Here is a 22418-nt window from a genome sequence, read left to right as displayed (position 1 = left end):
AAAGCGTGGGATAACCGGTCGGTCAGGGCTAGAAAGTGAACTATAGGCTACTAAAAGCGTGCAAAAAATCATATCTTTACAAACATCCCGTTTAAAAATCGGGATGTTTTTTTATATTTGCTTTATAAACTACATCAAAATGAAAAAATTTCTAATCCTATTCGCAGCTATTCTTTTTTCCACCGTAACATGGAGTCAAAAAAAAGAAAAACTCAAAGCCTCTAAAATTGTAACCATCTCACAAAAAGAAATTGGCAACTTCGACAGCCTCGAAGTAGAAGACGACATTGATGTTTTTATCGTAAAAGGCGATCAACCTTCCATCGAAATTGAAGCAGACGACAACACGCACGAATCCTTTGACATCAAACTAAATGGAACAACCCTTCGCATCGGATTAGTGCACAATATTTCCGGAGCAAAAAAAACCAGTATCCGAATAACCTACACCGATAGTTTTAAAATGCTGGTTGCCAAAGGCGATGCCAATGTAACAGCCCTAGCCGATGTAAAACTTAGCCAAGTTACATTCAAATGCTATGACGATTCACGTTTATTTTTAAATGCAGATTGTGCCAATTTTACTTTGATTGCCAACGATAAATCAAAAATTGAAATCAACCTAAAATCCGATGATGCTATTTTTGAATTAAGCAAAAATACAAACGTAAAAGCCTTAGTTCGTTCTTCTAATTTTAAATGCGATATGTATCAAAAAGCAGCTGCCAACATCGAAGGCGACATCAACGATTTAAAACTAAGAATGGATAACAGCTCCGATTTTATTGGAAAAAATTTAGTAGCTCAAACCGCTTCAGTCATCACAGAAGGAAGTTCAAAAAACAGTGTTCAAGTAGCCAGTAAACTTGTTTTAGAATCTTCAGGTAAATCCGCAACAACTCTTTATGGAAATGCAACTATCGAAATCAAACGATTTGCAGACGAATCTTCACTCAACAAAAAACTATTAAAATAACTTTCAGTCAATTTTCTGAACACAAATAATTAAAGTAAAAGCCACGAATTCCACTAATTTACACAAATTAATTCGTGTAAATTAGTGGAATTCGTGGCTATTTTTTTAGAATATTAAATTCTATTTAATCTTTACTTGCCAAATAACGTTCAGCATCCAAAGCTGCCATACAACCGGTTCCGGCTGCAGTAATGGCTTGTCTGTAAACATGATCGGCAGCATCTCCGGCAACAAAAACACCTTCTACATTGGTTAATGCTCTTCCGGGAACGTTGATGATATATCCGGTTTCGTCTAGTTTTAAATAATCTGCAAAAATGTCGGTGTTTGGTTTATGACCAATGGCAACGAAAAATCCTGTAGCAGGAATTTCAGTTTCCACTCCGGTAGTTCTTTCTTTTACTAAAACGGAAGTTACAACTTGTCCGTCACCTTTTACTTCAACGGTTTCGGTATTTAATAAAATCTCGATATTTTCAGTTTTGCGAACTCTTGCTTCCATAATTTTTGACGCACGGAATTTCTCGCTTCGCACCAACATAGTTACTTTTTTACATAATTTTGATAAGTAATGAGCTTCTTCACAAGCCGAATCACCTGCTCCAACGATTACAACTTCTTGATTTCTGTAAAAAAATCCGTCGCAAACGGCACAAGCAGAAACGCCACCACCCATTTGCAAATAATGTTGTTCCGATGGTAATCCTAAATATTTTGCCGAAGCTCCGGTAGAAATAATTACAGTTTCACAATGAATTTCTTTCGTATCATTTACCCAAACCTTATGAATCGGTCCCGAAAAATCAACTTTGGTTGCCCAACCATCACGAATATCCGTTCCGAAACGTTTGGCTTGCTCCTGTAATTGAACCATCATTTCCGGTCCGGTCACGCCATCAGGATAACCCGGAAAATTTTCAACTTCGTTGGTAGTTGTTAATTGACCACCGGGTTGCGTTCCTTGGTACAAAACCGGAAACATATTGGCTCTGGCAGCATAAATTGCAGCCGTATAACCTGCAGGACCGGAACCTATAATTAAGCACTTAACTTTTTCTATTGTATCAGACATAATTTTGATTTCTAAATTTCGATGCAAATGTAAGTTTTAAATAAAAATTAATTCTTAATTGTTGATTAGTTTTAATAATTTTTGAATAGTATAATTTTATTTAAAATTAGGTTTGGTAAAACTAATTTTAATAGTATATTTGCACCCTCTAATAGAGAAAATTTATTTCTTTTGCGGGGTGTAGCGTAGCCCGGTTATCGCGCCTGCTTTGGGAGCAGGAGGCCGCAGGTTCGAATCCTGCCACCCCGACCACCAAAATCCTTTCCACGATGTGGGAGGGATTTTTTGTTTTCTGAACCGTCAAGTTTGCTTGTAAGGTTGGAAAACAAAAAAATAACTCAGAGCAAAGCTCAAAGGATTTTGGTGAGCAACATTTCCTTAATTCAGGTTCATGGAATAATCCTGCCACCCCGACCACCAAAATCCTTTCCACGATGTGGGAGGGATTTTTGTTTTCGGTAAAAATAGCCCACGGTTTAAACCGTGGGCTGGGATTATGTTGCTAGCAAATAATATTTTTATGAAAAACTAAAAAAAAGCCCACGTTTTAACCGTGGGCTTAGACTCTATAAATATAATTTTAATAAAAATTTTACCTCGAATAATTCGGAGCCTCCTTAGTAATCGTCACATTATGCGGATGGCTTTCCCCTATTCCACTCGCTGTAATTCGAACGAATCTGCCTGTTTCTTGTAAAGTCGGAATATCTTTTGCTCCACAATAACCCATTCCGGCACGAAGACCGCCAATGAATTGTTGCATACTTTCGTTTAATTCTCCTTTGTATGGAACTCGTCCTACAATTCCTTCCGGAACAAGTTTCTTCACATCATCTTCCACATCTTGAAAATAACGGTCTTTTGAACCTTCTTGCATTGCTTCCACCGAACCCATTCCGCGATACGATTTGAATTTTCTTCCTTCAAAAATAATAGTTTCACCAGGCGATTCTTTTGTTCCGGCCAATAGCGAACCTAACATCACACAATCGGCTCCGGCAGCAATCGCTTTCGGAATATCTCCTGTGTAACGAATTCCGCCATCCGCAATCACCGGAACTCCGCTACCCTTAATGGCAGCTGCGACTTCCAACACCGCAGAAAACTGTGGAAATCCAACTCCGGCAACCACTCGTGTGGTACAAATTGAACCTGGTCCGATTCCAACTTTCACGGCATCAGCTCCGTTTTCAACTAAATATAAAGCCGCTTCGGGTGTAGCGATATTTCCAACCACCACATCCAAATCTGGAAACTTAGCTTTCACTTGTTTCAAAACCGTTACCACACCTTGCGTATGTCCGTGAGCTGTATCGATTATAACCGCATCCACACCGGCATTCACCAAAGCTGTAGCACGTTCTAACGCATCAGCCGTTACGCCAAGAGCAGCAGCCACACGCAAACGACCGAATTTATCTTTATTGGCAATTGGTTTTTGAGTCAGTTTTGTAATATCCCGAAAGGTAATTAACCCAACCAATTTGTAGTTTTTATCAATCACCGGAAGTTTTTCAATTTTATTTTGTTGCAAAATTCCTTCTGCTTGTTGCAAAGTCGTTCCTTCCTCAGCTGTGATTAAATTTTCAGCCGTCATTACTTCTAAAATCGAACGGGAGTTTATCTTTTCAAAACGCAAATCACGATTTGTCACAATTCCTTTTAAAATTCCGTTTTCATCCACAACCGGAATTCCGCCAATGCTAAATTCACGCATTGCTGCTTTTGCATCGCCAACGGTTGCTGTTAAAGGTAAAGTGACAGGATCCAAAATCATTCCTGCTTCTGCTCGTTTCACTTTTCGAACTTTCGCAGCTTGTTGCTCGATGGACATATTTTTATGCAAAACGCCAATGCCGCCTTCTTGAGCCATCGCAATCGCCATCGAACTTTCGGTCACCGTATCCATTGCAGCAGAGGCAATTGGAACATTCAGCGTAATATTTCTGGAAAATTTAGATTGAATACTTACTTCGCGGGGTAAAACTTCAGAGTAGTTGGGAATCAGCAGAACATCATCGTAAGTTAAACCTTCGCCGATGATTTTTGTTGTGTGTGCTTTCATTGTTGCAATTTGTAGTTAAATTGCGTGCAAATATACAAAATTTAACGATACAAAATACGATGAATTAGCGGTTAAATTTTGATGGTTTTTCTATCCGAACCAAAAAATAAGAAACCATACAATAATAGGTTGCCAATTGGAAGAAAATATTAATGTAATTAAACATATCAATCGGTTCAATGAAATGATAAAACGAATAAAATACGTCAGAAATCACGATACACAAAGCCATAATCGAAAAATACAATGCCGCTTTTGAAGCTTCTGAAAAGAAATTAATCAATGAAAGCACCGTGAGAATCAGCAATGTAAATCCGTAAAACAAAAAGATAATGTAACGTTCTGTGGATTCCGGTTCAATTAAATCGATGATAGAAAATAAGACAAATAATAAGAAAATGACAATCAAAACTCCTAAAACAATATTAGAAAGCGAAAGTTTTTGCGGAACTAAATCATCAATTCCGAATTTAATCAGAATGCAATAACTAATAAAAAAGCAGAGAATTATCCATAAAACATCAAAATCAGGATCGAGTAAAACCAAAATATCACCCACAAAACAAGCTAACAACGAAACGGAAAACCACCAATTTATTCGCTTAAATCGATGTTGTAAATAATAAAAATAAATCGCCGGAATTACGATTGGTTTCGCAAATAATTCTAATTCCTGTAAATCGAAAAGTACGGCAATCACCACCAATAAACTGGATATGAGATACAGGTACAACGCCGGTTTTTGCTTATTCATCGACCAAATGTATAAAAACTTTTTGCAAGATGAGAAGCTATTCCGTCTTTCCGCTCCAATTTTGTTTGTTCCGGTTTGTTTTTCTACAAAATCGGGAGAGCTTCCGTTGGTTGCTTCCCGCTTTTAAGAAAAAACTAAACCGCAACTGCACAAAGATTTCCGCTGCAATACGGGCTAGGGAATTGTGCTGTTAAGGAATTATTCCTCAAATATTTCTATTTCCAAAGAAGAAATACGATTCAATTCATCAATCTTGAAATTTTTATATCCTAATTCAAGTTCATCACGTTCTTTAGTTCCTAACTTTCCATAATTTTTCTCTTTGAATTCTTCGAGAGTTGATTCTATTTTATTTTTTGTATTCGGGGCAAAGAACCGCCACTTTTACCAAACCCGTGTTACTGCTTCGATTTTTTTCTATAGCCCTGTCTTTCAGTCGATTATGCTTAAAAAACACGTTGACTTATTGATGTCGGCTTATTCATTCACTGAAATTTCTTTAATTAAGTCAACTATTTTGTTGTTACTAAACTGTGTCCTAAACTCAATTTTCACTTTGCCGTCAAAGAATTTTTCAGCGTGTTTAATCTTGAATTTTTCTTCGTCCCGTAGTCCGTCTTTGCTGTTTACATCTTTTGTCTCCACGATAAAGTTTAGCTTTTGCTCACCGTCTTTGAATTTTAAAACATAAGCAAAGTCAGGCGAATAGCTTTTTCCGCCAGCAACAGGAATTTTAATTGAGTTCTTTGGAATCTTAGTAAACACAATCACTTCCTTTATCTCGGTTTTGATGTTTGATTTTTCTAAGTCAGAATCGAAATACAGTTCATCAAAAAAGTAAGATTTGGCAACACCTTCATCTGAAAACAAAACGCCAACATCAGAAGCAGAAATCTCTTTTAGCACATTTCCTTTCTCGTCTGTTAGTTTGGTTGGGTGTATATTATTTGAAACTTTTTTATACTCAATGCTAAATTTATCAATAGCGTTTGCCATTAAGTAATGGTCAAAGTTTTGTTTGATGATTCTAAGCGTTGTTTGATTTAGGAATTTGTTTATGTCCGTTCCTGCATCAATGATTGATTGATGAAGTGTCTTGATGTTAATGTTCAGGATTTTTGAAAGTTCTTTCAGAAAATCGCTGTATTTCATTATTGAAATCGTTGCTGTCTTTCTGTTATAAACCGATTCAGGTTCGTTTGCAACTGCCTTGTTGTCCTTGATTTCAATTTTTGAAATTCTTTCGTTGATGCCGTCTGATGTGAAATTGTCTTTTTGTGCTTTTAAAAAGTCTGTAAACAGAGTTTTGAAACTTGCTTCATTGTCAAACTTGTATTCAAGAATTACTTTTTCATTTAGCTTTTCCCAAAGGTCTTTCAACTCTTGATATTTTTCTATTCTGACAACAACTCTCTTTTTTGGGTCTGTTGCTTTGCGAACTTTGTTAGAATTAACGCCTTCAAAAATTTTCGGGTAGTTTTGTTTAATAAAATCGAAACCACCTGTTTTAAATGAATTTGTTCTTGTAACAACATTGTTTGAATCTAAAACTTCTAAGAGTTCATCTTCGGTTGTTTCGTATAGTTCGCAAATTTTCTTAATCATTATATCAGAAAGTTTGTCAGGAACTATTTCTATTGATATTGCTCCAGATTTCTGATTGATTTCGTTTACAAGTTTGTCAACAAAATCACTTTCTGTGAAGTCAACAAAGTAGTTCAGATAAAATTGTTCGTCTTTTACACGGTTGCCATATTCGTTTACAGGCAAACGCAAACCACGCCCAACTTCTTGTAATTTTGAAATTTCACTGCCACTGCTTCGGAGTTTACAAATCTGAAAAACATTAGGATTGTCCCAACCTTCACGCAAAGTCCATTTAGAAAAAATAAAACGTCTTGGATTTTCTAAATCAAGCATTGCTTGTTTGTCGTGCAAAATTTCGTTAATCTCTTTTTCAATAGCTTCGTCTTTTTCTGTATTGTCTTTTGAGAAATAACCAGCGTGTGTAATGGAAAGGTCAAGCAAAGTTTTTTCAAGGTATGCTTTGTAAAAAACATCTTTTTCAGTTTTTAGCAGTTCCTTTATTTCTAATTCAATGTATTGTTCAACGGTTTTTCGGATATATCCGTCTTTGTTTCGGTATTCGTCTATGTTGTCAATAAAAAACAGCGTAAGCGGTTTTATTTTCACATCTCTTGTTAGCAATGATTTTTCGATTTCAAAATGGTGCTTGATTGCCTTTTGAATCATTGTTTCCTGCAACTTTTCAGCATACGAATAAGGGTTGATTTTATCACCCTTTTTCATTTCTAAACCATTGGATAAAACTACCGTGCTTTTATTTAAGTTTTCAATTACCAAATCCGACATTTCGGGATGAATCTTTTTTAGACTATCCTTTTTTGAAATTTTTACAGTTTTCTTCTTGTCGTTTTCTGTTAATTCAAAACTGGCTTCTGTGCCGTCAGAATCAATAAACTTTACTACTGCGTTTTTTCCACTGTCAAATTCTGTGATGTGCCCAATTACTCCTTTTACCAAATTTCTGTTGAATGAATCTACTGCGGTTAAAGTGTAAATTAAATTTTCATATCCTTGAAAAGTTGCACCATATCGTAAAATAAATTGGGGTTTCATTTTTTGAATGTTTTCCCAAGTTTTAGTGCTTGTTCCGAACTTGTGAGGCTCATCAATAATCATAAATGGCTTAGTGGCTCCAACTGCATCAAAAGGAACAGTGTATTTGTCAAAAAGTCCTTTGTCAAAACTCTTTTGCATTGTTTCAGAGTTAATCATACCTGCATTGATAATCATAACTTGAATACTGTTTTTTTCAAAATTACCTGCATTTACAAAACTTGTAACTGCTGGCGGTATGAAAGACTTTTTGCTTTTGTTATTTTTTAGACTTTCTACAATATGCAAGTGAAGCGTCTTTCCGTATTGCTCTTTGAAATGCTCACGGCTACTGTCCGATTTTAAAAAATCAATTGTGCCCGCTTTGATTGAAAGAGTAGGAACAACAACAATAAATTTAAAAATGCCGTAATTTTTATTGAGTTCAAAAATGGTTTTGGTATACGTGTAAGTTTTTCCTGTTCCAGTCTCCATCATTATATCAATGATGTTGCTGTTACGCTTTATTTTTTCATCTATACCGTTACTTTCTTGAACGGCTCTTAAATTTTGTGGGTAAGCCCAATCGCTTAAAAAATCAAATGCAGGATTGATGAAGTTTTTATCTGCTTCTGCTGGCTGAACAAAACTAATATTCTCAAACACGGCAATAGAACTTTCTACAGCGTGAGATTGATGATTCAGATTCTTTTCAAAATTAAATCCTTTCATATTAATATCTTGTTATAAAGTCAATATCAATATTTTTCTTATTGGCGTATGACTTTACATTTTCAGAAAGTTCACGTAAATTTTTACTGTCAAAGTGATAACCAAATGTGATAATTGATGTAGGATTGAATTTCTTGTCTGAATCAATTTTTTCTAAAAGATTTTTCAGATTATCAGTCGTAAAACCTTTATTCATCAAATACAACTTACCGTTGCCATAATAAGCGGTGTAACCGCTTAAATCAACCATTTCTAATTCTTGTGTTAAAGCAATACCGTCATAAGTTTTCCAAGTTATAAGCAAGGCTTTAATATCATCTTCGGTGAGTTTACTTTCATCAAACAATTTTGTTTGATTATCCAATTCAGTCGATTCAAAATCGTAATCTTCCCAAATAGGTGTTGTTTCAAAAATTTTGAAACCAAGGTCTTGTTGTTTTAAAGATTTGATTTCGGCATTTAGTTGTTTGATTTTTTCTTCTTTATCATCTAAGTCTAATTTACTTTCAAGTTCTTTAATCTCTTTGATTTTTTCTGATTTTTTAGATTCTACACTTATTAAATGTTTTTTTGACGCTCTGATAATTCTTTCCTTAGTTATTTCATAAATAGTTGGGTTATCTATTTTTAGCTCATTTTTTACAAAATCAAAAGCATCTTTATCTTTTTTCGGGTCAATTGGTTCTGGTAATTGAGCTAAAATAAATTTTCTTTTTTCAATGTTTTCAACATTCAATTGCATCATTGCATCTGCCGTAGTTCCCGAACCTGCAAAAAAATCTAAAACAATGTCATCTGACGATGACCCAATTAATATTAAATCTTTAATGAGGTCAATCGGTTTTGGATTTGCAAAATATTTATCTCCAAGTAAACTTTTTATTTGAGCCGTTCCATTTCCACTACTGTATTCAGCTTTATAAAATATGGTTTTAGGCTTTTTAGAAGGCAAGTCACCTAAAGAAGGTCGTTGTTTTTTATAAATACCAATATTACCATTCCTTGAAACAATTATGTTGTTTGGCTCATTTTTGACTTTATCTTTACTCCATCGCCACGACATTTCTTGTTCATTTGTTATTGGATATATTGTTGTTAGTTCACCAGTAAACTTTTTTGGGGGATTATCATCTTCAGTAACATAAACTGTGTTATCAGAATCAATGAAAATTGGATAATATAAATTAGGTCTCTTTGCTCTTGGTGCATTTGTGCCTGTTGCTTTTAAATTAGCACCTTGCTTGTAAAAGCCAACTTCATCTTCTGTCCAATCTTCTAAATCATCATCACTTACGTTAAATTGATTAAGAGTTGTTTTAAATTTATTTTTAGAGTAAACAAGTGTGTATTCGTGAGTTCCTGCAAAACCAAATTCATCATTATTTCCCTTTAAGTTCATTATTGTAGGCAATTGTGCTACGAAATTTTCTTCTCCAAAAATTTCATTATCTAATAACATTTTTAAAGTAGCAACTTCACTATCATCAATTGAAATAAAAATAACTCCATCATCTTTAAGAAGTTGTTTTGCTATGTATAAGCGTGGATACATAAATGTAAGCCAAGCCGAATGGCTGTTACTTTTTTGTTGAGTAAAATCTAAAATCCGTTTTGCTTTTTCTTCGTCAACCCCAATAAGTTGTTGTAATTCTTTTACTGTAAATTTTCTGTCGTCTTTATATAAAAAACCATCGCCACCTGTATTGTAAGGTGGGTCAATATAAATCATTTTTACTTGTTCGTAGTAGGTGTTGGAAAGATGTTTTAAGACTTCTAAGTTGTCGCCTTTAATAAGTAAGTTTTCTGAATTTGCGTTTTCTGGTTTACTGTTGTGGGTTTCGTCTGCTTTTAGCAAAGTTGTTGCAGGGTCGCTTGCCAAAAGTCTTGCATACGATTTTCCAAGCCAGTCTAATCCATAACTTTCCGTTGAAAAGTTGATTTCCTTTTCAGTTAGGTTGTTTTTGAATTTTTCTAATTGAAAATTTCCGTCTTTGTCAAAGCATTGAGGAAAGTTTATTTTCAATGCTTCCAAATCTTTGTTCGGCACTTTTATGTCGGTCGTAATTTTTTGTTCTTTACTCATTAGATCTCCTTTTAATGTCGTTGTCAGTCAATAGGTCTTTTACGTTCACGCCAAGTATTTTGGCTATGTCGTAAAGCACTTCAATACGTGGTTGCTGTCTGTTTTGCACATAGGCGTTAACCATATTGTAGCTTTTGCCCAATTGTTCGGCAAGCCAAGTTTGCTTAATTCCTTTTTCGTCCAGCACTTCTTTTATTCTGTTCATTTGTTCAAATGATGTCAAGTCGCAAATATAGTTTTAAAATATTTTATATCTCATTTTGCAAGATAAAAAGCAATCAGAAAATTTTCAACATTCTTGTCCGTGCGTTGGCAAAAAATAGCTCTTTTGTTTTTTTGAGCGTTGGCTTTTTACTCTGAGCAATAACTAATAAAGATCATCAAATTGTATAAAATTTGATGAAATTGTTTCATACCAATTTAAACAATTTCAATTCTAATCAAACTTTCATTTATTGCTAATTCCCAATCATCCCCAAAAAATCCTCTTCACTAATAATTGCAATTTTTAATTGATTGGCTTTTTCCAATTTTGCCGGACCCATATTTTCTCCGGCAACCACGTAATCCGTTTTGGTAGAAATGGAACTTCCTACTTTTCCGCCATTATCTTCGATGGCTTTCTTTAAATCATCACGAGAAAATTTTTCAAAAACACCGGAAACTACGAACGTTTTTCCGGCAAACTTATCACTTACTTGTGTGTTTTTTTCAACTAATTCAAACTGAATTCCAACCGCTTTTAAACGTTCTATGGTTATTCTATTTTCAATATTCTCAAAAAATTCAATGACACTTTGGGCTATTTTATCACCAATTTCATCTACTAAAATCAAATCCATCAAACTGGCATTCGCAATAGCATCAATATTTTTATAATGTTTCGCTAACTTTTTAGCAACTGTTTCGCCTACATACCGAATTCCCAACGCATACAAAACCCGTTCAAACGGAACTTCTTTTGATTTTTCGATTCCGTTGATTAAATTCTCGGCACTTTTTTGAGCCATTCGTTCCAACGGAAGAATTTGTTCGATTTTTAAATCATACAGATCCGCATAATTTTTCACTAAACCATTTTGATAAAGCAACGCAACCGTTTCGCCGCCCAACCCTTCAATATCCATCGCTTTTCGGGTAATATAGTGCTGAATTCGACCAACAATCTGTGGCGGACAACCATAAAAATTCGGACAATAATGATTGGCTTCGCCTTCTTTTCGCTCTAAAGCAGTTTGGCATTCGGGACAATTAGTAATGTAAACCGTTGGAAAAGATTCGTTTCCTCTTTCGGCAACGGCAATAATTTTCGGAATAATTTCGCCTCCTTTTTCAACAAAAACTTTATCGCCAATGCGAATATCTAATTTTTCAATTTGATCGGCGTTGTGCAACGAAGCTCTTTTCACAATCGTTCCCGCCAATTGAACCGGCTCTAAATTCGCCACCGGAGTAATCGCTCCCGTTCTTCCCACTTGATAGGAAATAGAATTTAATCGGGTGGAAACTTGCTCCGATTTGAATTTATAAGCCATTGCCCAACGAGGCGATTTGGCCGTATAACCCAATTCGTCCTGGTGTTGAAGACTGTTTACTTTGATTACTACACCATCTGTTTCATACGGTAAATCGTGTCGATGAACGTCCCAATAGGTGATGAATTCCAACACTTCTTGCATATTTTTGGCTAATTTGGCTTGATTTGGCACTTTAAAACCCCATTTTCGGGCTGTTTCCAAACCTTCAAATTGTGTTTTGAACGGAAGATTATTTCCCACAATAAAATACAACAAACAATCCAACGGACGTTTGGCGACTTCGGCACTGTTTTGTAATTTTAAACTTCCGGAAGCTGTGTTTCTTGGGTTGGAATAAGGTGTTTCACCAATTTCAATTAACTCTTGATTCATTTTTTCAAAACCGGAAAAAGGCAAAATAATTTCACCACGAATATCAAATTTTGGCGGATAATTTCCTTTTAATTGCAGTGGAATGGAACGAATGGTTTTTACATTATTTGTCACCTCATCACCTTGAAAACCATCTCCACGCGTCACGGCTTTTTTTAATTTTCCGTTTTCGTAAGTAATGCTGATGGAAGCTCCGTCATATTTTAATTCACACGTATATTCCAAATCAACATTTCCTAATATTTTTTGAATTCTGATTTCCCAATCCATTAAATCTTCGGTTGAATACGAATTATCCAATGAATACATTCGATGTTCGTGAGCAACGGTAGTAAAATTTTTAGTAATACTTCCTCCTACTCGTTGCGTTGGCGAATTTTCATCAAAAAACTCAGGATGTTGGGTTTCTAAATCTTGTAATTTTTTCAGTAATTGATCAAATTCAAAATCGGAAATAGTGGGTTTATCCAACACATAATAGTTGTGGTTGTGCTGATTAAGTTCGTTTCGTAAGGCTTCAATTATACTCTTATCATCCATAATTACAAAAAAGAATTTGCTTTGTTTTTAGCTCGTCTAAAGTAGCAATTCTAAATTAATTTTTTTCAATTTAAATAAAAAAACCACTCGTTGCGGAGTGGTTTTCGGGAAATGTTCGGAGGTAATTATTTTTGGATAATAATAAAATCGGATCTTCGGTTGGCAAAATGCTCATATTCAGAACATTTTACACCGTTACTACATTTGTTTTTTAATCGGCTTTCGCCAAATCCTACCGCACTTTCAATGCGGGAAGGGTCAATTCCTTTGGAAAGAATATAGGTTTGAGTGGATTTTGCACGAGCATCAGACAATTTCATATTATACGCGTCACTTCCTCTGGAATCGGTGTGTGATTCGATTTTGATTTTTACTAATGGGAATTTTTCCATCACAAAAACTACTTTATCTAATTCAATTTCCGATTCTTTTCGGATGGTTGCTTTGTCGTAATCAAAGAAAATTGGGTTGATGCTGATTTTTTCAATTCCGTCTTCTTTTACAATTAAATCGTCGTAATTACTGAGTTCAAAATTAACATCTTTCGTTTCAATTGCATCCTCTTTGGTAGTTTCCATTTCCTTTTGCTCACTGCTGTGATTTTCTTTGGAAGCCTTTATTCTAATGGCTTTTCCGCAAGGAACTTTAACCAAATAATCCCCTGCAGAATTGGTTTGTACTTCTGTAATTAAATCATCAAATGCATCATACACCTGAATAATGGCTTGATCAATCGCTAATTTTGATTTTGTATTAATTACTTTTCCGGAAATTAACTGACTACATTCATGTTTAGATTTTGTAAAATAATAAATGTCATCGCATCCTTTTCCTTGTGCTCGGTTGGAGGAAACGTAGCCAAATTTTTCTTCTTCATCTAAAATAAAAGCAAAATCATCTTTATTGCTGTTGATGGGAGAACCCAAATTTCGTGGGTCTGAAAACTTCAAAGCTCCAAAAAATTTGCTTTCATAGATATCTAAATCGCCCCAGCCATAATGTCCATCTGACGAAAAGTAAAGTGTTCCGTTTCTGAAAAAAGGAAACATTTCATTTCCGATGGTGTTGATAGTTGGTCCTAAATTTTGAGGCGAACCCATTGTTCCGTCTTCGGCAATTTGAACCACATATAAGTCGGTTTCGCCATATCCGCCGGGCATATCGGAAGCAAAAAACAACCATCTACCGTCTTCGCTTAAGGAAGGATGACCAACAGAATATTTTTTACTATTGAAAAAAACACTTTCTGATTTGACCAATTTTTCTCCTTCTAATGTCCCTTTTATGATTTGAAAATTGTTGGTTCTAGTCTCATCAATTACCGGTTTTTTCTTTTTTACGATGTTGGTGGTAAAAAAGACAGTTTTTAAATCCGGTGTAAACGTTGCGGTAGCTTCATGGTATTTGGTCATGATGTCTTGCAAAAAAATGGATTCGTTGAATAGACTTCCATCGGCCATATTTCGTTCCGCAACATATAAATCCAAGAAGGGTTGTTTATTCCATGAATACAATTTTTGATTGAATTTTGTAGTATCACGACTGGATGTAAACACCACTTTTTCACCATAAAAAGCAACTCCAAAATCGGCTTTAGTTGAATTAATATCTAAATTTTTAACAGCATACAATGGTTTTGTATTAGCTAAGCTATCCATTTGTTTTTTCTGCTTCACATACCGTTGAATTTCTTTTTGGTCTCCTTTTTTGTTGAGAAATTCTTTGGTTAACTTATCTGCCATATCATAATCTGTGACACCTTTCATGGATTGAATGTACCGCAGAAAATAAATATCTGTCATATTTTGACCTTGCACATCATAGAGTTTTTGATACCATTTTAAAGCATTTCGATTATCATCAATAAAATAATAGGAATCCGCCACATTTCTAATCGTTTGTGTGGAGGGTTTTTCTACATTTTGAAGATATTCTTCATACATTTTAGCCGCATCCACATACGCATAAGTACTAAAAAGTTGATCGGCTTTTTTTAATTTTGATTGTGCAAAAGTGAACGTTACACAACATAAAAAACTAAGTATATATAGGTTTTTCATACGCTTGGGATTTAGAAAAATCGTGGTGATTTAATTTGTTTTGGACTTTTTTGCAATTGATACCTTAGGATAAATTCATGTGATCCGTCGTTGTACTTATTAAGCTCAGTTACACTGTAATCAAAAGCATATCCGATAAAAAAATTGTTCGATATTTGAAAACCAAACAAAGCACTCACAGAATCATCCCAACGGTGCGATGCTCCAACTGTAAACTTTTCCTGAATTAAGAAATTTGCCGAAATATCATACGTAATGGGAGCTCCACTAACTGCTTTCGCTAAAAACGCAGGTTTGAATTTCAGGTTATCCGATAAATCGAAAACATATCCTCCTATCAAATAATAATGAAGTCTTTCTGAAACAACAGATTCTTGGATGTCATCATAATAATCACCTCGAATAAAACTTGGCACAGAAGTTCCTAAATACCATTTTTCGGTATGCAAAAACAGTCCGGCTCCTAAGGATGGATTTATTTTATTGTCAATGTTATTGTTTAAAAGAGCATCAACAGGATCATAATATTGACCTTTTGTCCAGTCTATATTCATCATTCTGGCTCCGGCTTTTAAACCAAAAGCAAGCTTAGTTCGTTGTGATAAGGCTATGGTATATGAAAAATTAGCATCCATGTAGAGTTCTCGGGAAGGCCCTAGTTTATCATTAACAATGCTTAATCCTAACCCCACATTTTCGTTTCGTAAAGGAGAATGAATTGTAAAAGCCTGTGTTTCAGGAGCACCATCTATTCCTGTCCATTGCGAACGATGTAGAAGAACAGCTTCCAATGCTCCGGTTGAACCGGCATAAGCCGAATTTACTGTCATGGCATTATACATGTATTGCGTATACCCCGGGTCTTGTTGTGCAGTACAAACGATTGTGAAAAATAATCCAAGTAATGCTATGTACGTTTCTTTTATATATAGTTTCATAATTTTAATTTTTAATTAATTAAGCAGATGTGAATTAGATTAACAGAATTATCGTATGAATGATAGCCATCCTGTTTTTACTATTCCATCTTCACCAATATCAAGAACGTAGTAGTAAGTACCCCCGGTAATTTTTCATCTCTGGTTACTACACCGGAAACGTTTGCTGTTCCATCCCAATTGTTGTTATATCCGTTTTGAGAGAAAACTAATCTGCCGTAACGGTTGTAAACTTCTAGTTTGTTGTTTGGGAAATTTTCGATACAATCAATTCGGAATGTTTCATTTGCTCCATCTCCATTTGGACTAAATTCGTTGTAAACAATTAGACATAAAGGCTCAACTTCTGCAGAGGCAAAGTTATTATCTGGATCTAAATCAATTGGGTTTGAAATGTCTATAAATGCTGTGTTGAGATAATCTCCGGAAGAAAGCACCTCAACAGTTATGACAAGTGTGGCACTTTGATTGCCGTTTAATAAAGGAATAGTCCAAATTCCACTTACATTGCTATAAGTTCCAAGGGAAGCAGTAGCACTTACGAAAGAATATCCAGAAGGAATAACTTCGCTCACAATTACATCTTGAAAATTACCTGATCCTACATTACTTACTGTAATTGTAAAATTCACATTTTGACCAATTGTTGGTGTTGGATTATCAACTGTTTTGGTAATTGTTATGTCTGAACAAGTGATGATTGAAATCGTCATGCTTGCTGAATTTGTTCCGCTACAATCATCTGAATAAGTTACGCTAACATTTCCGGTTGAAATAGCCGTCCATGAAACCGTTACAAAATTATCTGTGGATTGTCCGCCCGAAACGATTGTTCCGTTCAAAACCGTCCAATTATAATTAGACATTCCTGAATTTGTGGTATAAGTCACTTCTTCAAATACACAAGCCGATTCTCCTCCACCTTGAATAAAAGCGGCTTCACTTGACGAAAATGAAACGGTAATGGCTAATCGAATGGAACTTTCACAACCTGAAATTGGGTCAACCAATGCCGCATAATAAGTTCCTGCTGTTAATGGAGTTGTGATGTTTAAAGCTGTTCCTCCGGTTAGAGAATTATACCAAATTACACCAATTTCATTCACTTGAATGGAGGCGATTGTTGGATTATCAACAGAGCAAAAATCTTGGGCGTTGTTGGTAGTTGTTGGTGTTGGCCCATCGGAAACAGTAACTGTAACTGCTAATCGGATTGAACTTTCACAAGCCACTATTCCATCAAAAGAAGCATAGTAAATTGCCCCACCTACTAATGCTTCCGATGATGAAAGAACAGTTCCTCCGGTTGGGGAAGCATACCAAATGATATTGGATTCATTCACTTGAATATCTGCTACCGTTGGATTATCTATCAAACAAAAATCTTGTGTGGAATCGTTTGTTGTTGGTGTAGCGGAATCGATTATGTTAACGGTTATCGCTACTCTTTCAAAACTTTCACAACCTGAATTTGCTAAAAATGCTGCATAATAGATTGCTCCATCAACTAAGACGGTTGTTAGAGATAAAGCAGTTCCACCAGATGGAGAATCATACCAAACAATCGTTGATTCATTTACTTGAATATCGGCAACAGTTGGGTTATCTATCAAACAAAAATCTTGCATTGTATTGTTTGTTGTTGGTGCAGATGGATCATCAATCGTAATAGTAATTGCTAATCGAATTGTACTTTCACAACCACTTATTACATCAAAAAGTGCAGCGTAATAAATTCCTCCGTTCACTAAAGAGGTTGAAGAATCTAAAGCAGTTCCATTGGTTGGAGTTGCATACCAAACAATATTTGTTTCATTCACTTGGATGTCTGCAATGGTTGGATTATTTATTAAACAGAACGTTTGATTGACATTATTCGTTGTTGGGGTTGGAAGGTCAGTAATGGTGACAGAAACAGCCAGTCGAACAGAACTTTCACATCCGGTAATAGCATCCGTTAAGGAAGCATAATAGGTTGTGTTATTCACTAAATTATCTGTTAAAGCAAGAGCAGTTCCTTCCGTAGGGAAATCATACCAAGTAATAGTTGGTTCATTTACTTGAATGTCTCCAATCGTTGGATTATCCGTTAAACAGAAATCCTGCATAGTATCATTTGTGGAAGGTGTTTCTGTATCATTTAATGTTACTGTTATGGCTAATCGAATGGAACTTTCACATCCTGTTGCCGCATCGGTTAAAGAAGCATAGTAAGTCGCTCCGTCAACTAAACTGCTCATCACATCCAAAGCTTCTCCGCCTGTTGGAGCACTATACCAAACCACATCGGCTTCGTTTACTTGAATATCACCAATAAAAGGATTATCAGAAATACAAAAATCTTGTGTTGAATCGGTTGTGGTTGGCGTTGAAGCATCATTTACAGTTACGGTTATTGCTAATCGAACGCTGCTTTCGCAACCGGTTGAAGCATCAAAAGCAGCATAATAAATTGAACCAGAAACCAATGGCGTACTGGATGGTAAAAGGATTCCTCCTACGGCAAGATCATACCAAACTATGTTTGTTTCATTAATTTGGATCGAAGCAAGGGTTGGATTATCGGCTAAACAAAAACTTTGATCAGTATTATTGGTCGTGGGTGTTCCCGAATCATTTACAGTAACAATTACAGGTTTGAAATCTCCTGTTTGATTTAAACAGGTTGCATCGGTTGACATTCCAACATAATATGTGTAAGGACTGTTAGCATCGGTTAAACCGGAAATAGTAAGTTGTCCGTTTGGTAAAAATGTAAAAGTGGCACCATCAACTACTAATCCGTCTGTAATTGGTTGCGAATTATCATTGGAAAAGAACCAAAAAAATTGAGGATTTAATTGTGATGATGAAGGTGTTAAAACTGCATCAGTATTTGCACAAACTAAAACATCACTCACATTTATGTCAGCTTCAGTTGAAGAAGGTAAAATAGTTAATGAAACAGTCATTCTATCCGCCTCTAACGTTTGACAATACTCATCCGAACTTAATCCGACAGAATAAGTATAATTTCCAGCTGCTAAATTTGGAATAACTAATGTGGCTGAACTTTCATTTGGAATTAAAACCGTATTTGTTCCATCAAAAACATACCAGTAAAAAATTGGGTTAGTGATTGTCAGTGAATTATTTAATTCAGCTTCTAACGTAATTGAACCCACATCGCTACACAACGTAGTTTCACTTGATCCATTAATTAATACTTGTGAAATGGAATTGGCAGGAGCATTTTCACCAACCACTACAGTTACGACTCCTCTTTCATAAGCCGGACAACCGAAGCGAATGGGTTGAATATAATAAGTATAAGTTCCTGATGGTAATGTTGACGGAACAGTATAGGCACTTCCTGTTGACACAATATTACCATCAATAGGAGCGTCATACCAAATAAAAGTAGCACATTCTATTGGATTTACAGATAATCTAACAATATCATTCTGACAAACTTCAATAGTATTGTTCACATCTGCCCCAATAACAGAAGTATCAGCCACTCTTTTTACATAATGAATTCGTAAAATATCTAAAACAGAAGCAACACCACCAAGTCTGATTTTTATTTTATCATAAACTTGTGTTTGCGGACTCACGATCATTACAGCTTCTGTTCCTCCGTTTAAAAGTGTTAAGCTCAATAACGTTGATTCATTATCTAACGGTAATCCAATTGGAGAATCGCCTAAATACATTTGTATGGTAAAACCAGTTAGCAAATTCATACTTAAAACAGTGGAAGGATTTGACAGAACTATATGAAGTGAATCTCCTTGTAAAGTAGGTGTTCTAAATTCTACTGTTAATTCTGCTGCTGCCAAAATCCCCGCTCCACTAAACATGGTAGCATACGTAGCTTCATCATCATCAATCGAATTTAATGCATCCGAAACACCAACTGTTGCTGTTGCCACACCAACTCCTAAATCAAGTGCTCCAAAAAAGACATCCTTTATATTATTTGGGCTACAAACCAGTTGTGTAACCTGTTTATCATAATACGCTTCGTAAACTTTTACATTTTGAGCAATACTGAGCAATGAACCCACAATTATTCTAACACCATCGTAATCCTTTGGACCAGTATTATCCGAAGGAATAAAAGAATATTCAAAAACATTTTGACCAGACAACAAATTTAAAAGCGAACCTGAAATAGGTTGCAAAACACCTATTTCAATTGGTATTCCTTGTGCATTTCTTTTTGTTCCAATAACAGAATAAGCTCCGGCTAGAATTAATCCACTATATTCTGAACCCAATTTTAACTTAACAGGCGTTCCTGCAGAAATGGTTTCATTCCATTGCAATGTTTGCCATGTCGTTCCGACACCTAACAACCCTAGACCGGTAACCATTGTTGAAAAGGTTTGTGGATTTCCATCAACAGCTTGACTTGCATTAGCTACACCACCCGTCAAAATTGAACTCCAATTTTGTGTATTTGCATAAACTCTTTCGGTTAATAATGCACACTCATTTGGATTAGTTACTGTTAGGAAAATTGTTCTGCTCACAAAACAATTTCCTATTGTTGCAACGGCAGTATAAGTATAGAAGCCAATTGTATCAAACGGACCAACCGTTGTTGAGTTTACTTGATTTCCATCTGAATCAAACCAAACAACTGTTCCGGTTGAAGTAGCTTGCAAACTAAAAGTGTTACCCTGAGCAACCACATAATGTGTTCCTGAAACTTCTAACGTTGGAACAGGATTAATGGTAACAGCTACTTGTTCAATAGATGAAGAACAAACCTCGCTGAGACTAGTTGACTGAATAAAGTAGATTCCGCTTGTTGTAATTGAAGAAGCTTGTTCTTCTGTTATCGGATTCGAATCAGCATCAAAAAATTTATATTGTATATCGGCAGAATTATCAAAATTAAGAATCGCATCACGAAGATTCACGCTTCCGCATCCTTCAATTGTTGAAGAAACTTGTAGAATTAAAGAAGAATAATAATTAACGGTTACTTGTTTTAAGGTGTTGATTTCATTTTCACATAGACCATCAACCGTAATCGAAATGTAATAGTTGTACGGTGAATCGATTTCATTTAAACCGGAAATAGATAACTCGCCGGTTGTCTCATTTTTTACATACGTAACACCAGCATCGCCTGAAAAACCGGTGGTAATTTCTTGTGTTTTTAATTGATCTTTATAGTATTTAAAAACGGCTCCCCCAATTGATGACGAAGGAGAAAGCATAATCACACCATTACAAGCAACAAGTTCATCAGGAATTGTTATGTCGGATGCTAATGGTAAATTGACAACCACAACATCCACTTTTAATCGGATGGATTCTTCGGGACAACCAATTCTTTTTGAAGAAACATAAAAAGAAGTGTTTGAATTTAAAACAGGTGTTACAAATACTTCACCGGATGCTGTGGTGGCTAAAATTGTTCCTCCGGTGGGTTGGCTGTACCAGTTTAATTCGGTTCCCACGCCGGTTTCAGCAATTAATGGTGCTGTTGAACCGGCACAAATTTTCGCATTTAAAGAGAATTCATCCGTAATTACCGGTGGTGCCGGAGTACGAATAACATCATATAAATCAAGACTTTGTGTGAGTTGTACATTTAATAATGAATTGTATCGAACGGTTATTCTGTTCACTGTTGCATTAGGAGCAAACGGAATTCTTGCTACTTGATTACCTTGTAGCAAAGTGAGTAAATCTAAATTTAAAAGTGAATTTAAATTGACGGTTTGCACCACAGTTGGTCCGTTAGACGCAATGATTTGAATGTTGTTGGCAACACCTAAAGCAAGTAGTGAAGGATCAACTCGCATTCTAATATAAAATCGATCGGTGGGTTCTGAGAGACCATCAAAATAAACTGTTTGTTCGATAGAAGCAGCAACAGCCAAAATTCCTAAACTAAGTCTGGAATAATTGTTTTGATTAGCATCCAATACAAAATGAGGATTTGCTACTCCTGCTCCACCCAAACCTAATAAATCAAGATTTAAGCCCGAACCTTCAAAAGAAGTGTAACTCGCTCCGCCACAAACATCCGGAGTACCAATGTAATAAACACCAAAAACATCCAACCGTTTTGTATTATTGAGTCCAACTAATGAACCAACTCGATTGGTTAATCGGATTCTGTCATAGGATTGATTAGGTGTAATAGCTATAAAATAATCGTTGTCTTTATTCACTACAATCCGTAATCTGTTTGTTGAAAACTGACTGATGATTTGACTATTTCCTTCTAAAACGACTGAACCACCGTTTTTAGCTTGAACTGTAAATTCTTGATTTCCGATTAAAATACCGCCTACAACATCCGATAATAATCCGCCAAGGCTACCTCCTAATAAAGCGGGTAGTAAATTGTCGTCGGTTTGAATTTTTACGAATGAAGTGGTGTTTGCCGGTAATGTAGATGGAAATTGAATTTCCAAATGACCGGAATAAGCTCCTATTCCCAAGGCTATTCCTGAACTGGCTCTTACTCTGGCTCGCGTGGTTAAATTTCCATCAATTGAATTATTTGAAAAATCAACATTGCTTTGACTTGAAATAGTTGTTGCAAATTCGGGGACAGATTGAGCATGAATCCCATGTTGAAAAGCTATGTAGGTTATAAAAAGTAAAACATACTTTAAACCTGCTTTTCTTTGAAAAGTAGTAGTAAATTGCATAAGCGTT

11 protein-coding genes and 1 tRNA gene are annotated in these 22418 nt (G+C 35.5%); 2 read left to right on the top strand and 10 right to left on the bottom strand.

Going from position 1 to position 22418, the window contains the following annotated elements; all coding sequences use genetic code 11:
* The first annotated feature begins 139 nt into the window (after positions 1-139).
* A complete protein-coding gene (locus M0M57_RS12765; RefSeq protein WP_248433411.1) occupies positions 140-976 on the top strand; it encodes a GIN domain-containing protein in 837 nt (278 codons plus the stop codon).
* A 124-nt stretch (positions 977-1100) separates the two neighbouring features.
* On the opposite strand, the gene trxB is transcribed toward M0M57_RS12765, so the two are convergent.
* Positions 1101-2048 (bottom strand): thioredoxin-disulfide reductase, encoded by a 948-nt coding sequence (trxB, locus tag M0M57_RS12760; RefSeq protein ID WP_248433410.1) that lies wholly within the window; start codon positions 2046-2048, stop codon positions 1101-1103.
* 174 nt (positions 2049-2222) lie between these two features.
* On the opposite strand from trxB, the gene M0M57_RS12755 reads away from it, so the two are divergent.
* A tRNA-Pro gene (locus M0M57_RS12755) sits at positions 2223-2300 on the top strand.
* Positions 2301-2640: 340 nt separating this feature from the next.
* On the opposite strand, the gene guaB is transcribed toward M0M57_RS12755, so the two are convergent.
* The 9 genes from guaB to M0M57_RS12710 form a co-directional block, all read right to left on the bottom strand.
* On the bottom strand, positions 2641-4113 hold the full coding sequence (gene guaB, locus M0M57_RS12750; protein WP_248433409.1) for an IMP dehydrogenase: 1473 nt from the start codon (positions 4111-4113) through the stop codon (positions 2641-2643).
* A gap of 64 nt (positions 4114-4177) precedes the next feature.
* Entirely contained in the window at positions 4178-4867 is a 690-nt protein-coding gene (locus M0M57_RS12745) for a lysoplasmalogenase family protein (RefSeq protein WP_248433408.1), read from the bottom strand.
* Between the two features lie 477 nt (positions 4868-5344).
* Positions 5345-8218, bottom strand: coding sequence for a type III restriction-modification system endonuclease (locus tag M0M57_RS12740; RefSeq protein WP_248433407.1), 2874 nt, complete (start codon positions 8216-8218; stop codon positions 5345-5347).
* 1 nt (position 8219) lies between these two features.
* Positions 8220-10301 (bottom strand): site-specific DNA-methyltransferase, encoded by a 2082-nt coding sequence (locus M0M57_RS12735; RefSeq protein ID WP_248433406.1) that lies wholly within the window; start codon positions 10299-10301, stop codon positions 8220-8222.
* The gene (locus M0M57_RS12730) at positions 10294-10506 is read right to left on the bottom strand and encodes a helix-turn-helix domain-containing protein (protein WP_248433405.1); all 213 of its coding nucleotides are present in this window, start codon (positions 10504-10506) and stop codon (positions 10294-10296) included. Before M0M57_RS12730 ends, M0M57_RS12735 begins: the two co-directional genes overlap by 8 nt.
* A gap of 253 nt (positions 10507-10759) precedes the next feature.
* Complete coding sequence (gene ligA, locus M0M57_RS12725) at positions 10760-12751, bottom strand: NAD-dependent DNA ligase LigA (RefSeq protein ID WP_248433404.1); 1992 nt, start codon at positions 12749-12751, stop codon at positions 10760-10762.
* Positions 12752-12876: 125 nt separating this feature from the next.
* Entirely contained in the window at positions 12877-14811 is a 1935-nt protein-coding gene (locus M0M57_RS12720) for an OmpA family protein (protein WP_248433403.1), read from the bottom strand.
* A gap of 11 nt (positions 14812-14822) precedes the next feature.
* The gene (locus M0M57_RS12715) at positions 14823-15749 is read right to left on the bottom strand and encodes a PorP/SprF family type IX secretion system membrane protein (RefSeq protein WP_248433402.1); all 927 of its coding nucleotides are present in this window, start codon (positions 15747-15749) and stop codon (positions 14823-14825) included.
* An 80-nt stretch (positions 15750-15829) separates the two neighbouring features.
* Positions 15830-22411 carry an Ig-like domain-containing protein gene (locus tag M0M57_RS12710; protein ID WP_248433401.1) on the bottom strand — a complete coding sequence of 2194 codons (6582 nt, stop codon included), beginning with the start codon at positions 22409-22411 and terminating at the stop codon, positions 15830-15832.
* Positions 22412-22418: the final 7 nt, after the last annotated feature.

This window comes from Flavobacterium azooxidireducens (genome assembly GCF_023195775.1).
GTDB lineage: Bacteria > Bacteroidota > Bacteroidia > Flavobacteriales > Flavobacteriaceae > Flavobacterium > Flavobacterium azooxidireducens.
The sequence above is the reverse complement of the archived record's forward strand: the minus strand, read 5'-3'. Positions and strand labels throughout refer to the sequence as shown.

Coding starts and splice junctions, on each gene's coding strand:
- ligA (WP_248433404.1), bottom strand. CDS start 12,751: ATGGATGATAAGAGTATAATTGAAGCCTTACGAAACGAACTTAATCAG.
- M0M57_RS12715 (WP_248433402.1), bottom strand. CDS start 15,749: ATGAAACTATATATAAAAGAAACGTACATAGCATTACTTGGATTATTT.
- M0M57_RS12730 (WP_248433405.1), bottom strand. CDS start 10,506: ATGAACAGAATAAAAGAAGTGCTGGACGAAAAAGGAATTAAGCAAACT.
- M0M57_RS12735 (WP_248433406.1), bottom strand. CDS start 10,301: ATGAGTAAAGAACAAAAAATTACGACCGACATAAAAGTGCCGAACAAA.
- M0M57_RS12745 (WP_248433408.1), bottom strand. CDS start 4,867: ATGAATAAGCAAAAACCGGCGTTGTACCTGTATCTCATATCCAGTTTA.
- M0M57_RS12765 (WP_248433411.1), top strand. CDS start 140: ATGAAAAAATTTCTAATCCTATTCGCAGCTATTCTTTTTTCCACCGTA.
- trxB (WP_248433410.1), bottom strand. CDS start 2,048: ATGTCTGATACAATAGAAAAAGTTAAGTGCTTAATTATAGGTTCCGGT.
- guaB (WP_248433409.1), bottom strand. CDS start 4,113: ATGAAAGCACACACAACAAAAATCATCGGCGAAGGTTTAACTTACGAT.
- M0M57_RS12710 (WP_248433401.1), bottom strand. CDS start 22,411: ATGCAATTTACTACTACTTTTCAAAGAAAAGCAGGTTTAAAGTATGTT.
- M0M57_RS12740 (WP_248433407.1), bottom strand. CDS start 8,218: ATGAAAGGATTTAATTTTGAAAAGAATCTGAATCATCAATCTCACGCT.
- M0M57_RS12720 (WP_248433403.1), bottom strand. CDS start 14,811: ATGAAAAACCTATATATACTTAGTTTTTTATGTTGTGTAACGTTCACT.